We start from the raw sequence: 665 nt of genomic DNA on the forward strand, positions 1-665 counted from the left end.
TTTGATCATATGGGCATCAGCAAGCTCTTCCTGCCCCCAACTGGCGACGAATTCTCCGTCCGGAGTCAATTCGATGACCGCAGGTCCTTTCTTATCGACCAGACTATCGCGACGCAGCAAGATGAAAACATGGCCGTCTTTTGCGACGGCAACATCTGTGACGTTGCCACCGGCCTGGGCAAATTCGCCCCATGGGCGAAGCACGCGATAACGGCGTGAGCCAACTGCCACGAACAATCCGGCAGCATCGCTCTGTTCGGTCTTGCTTGGTCCATCCAGCTGTAAGGTCATCCTGTGCCCTCCATGATCCAAATCACATGCGCCTTACTTCCATGGCAAGAAGGCTCTGCCGCGTTCGCCGTCCGGGATTGTTGGCTTCGGAAATGTTCCGTAGAAAGCCTCGATGAAGGGCAGAAGTTCGATCGCCATTTTCCGAAGTTCCAATTCCTGGGGAGCAAGTGGACCGCTCAGGCGATCGCGGAGTTCGCGTATGGTTTCACCCTCGTCCACATTGACAAAGACCCCCCCGCTCAGAACGGTTCTGCCTTCGATCACCACCGTATGCACTGCGCCCGACTTCGCTCGGTGAACCAGCGCATCAACAATCGGCACGTCAGCCTCGAGATAGGGACCCGAAACCTTCGACCAGTCGACCAGCGCAAGAT

The 665-nt window shown here is 56.5% G+C and carries 1 protein-coding gene and 1 pseudogene; both read right to left on the bottom strand.

What is annotated here, in order from left to right:
• Positions 1-291 (bottom strand): hypothetical protein (locus EN935_RS39050; RefSeq protein WP_206534715.1); only part of this gene is annotated, 291 nt, incomplete at its 3' end.
• A 33-nt stretch (positions 292-324) separates the two neighbouring features.
• A pseudogene (locus EN935_RS41255) lies at positions 325-665 on the bottom strand (hypothetical protein); the annotation flags it as partial.

Origin of the sequence: Mesorhizobium sp. M7D.F.Ca.US.004.03.1.1 (assembly GCF_003998635.1) — a bacterium.
Taxonomy (GTDB): Bacteria; Pseudomonadota; Alphaproteobacteria; order Rhizobiales; family Rhizobiaceae; genus Mesorhizobium; species Mesorhizobium loti.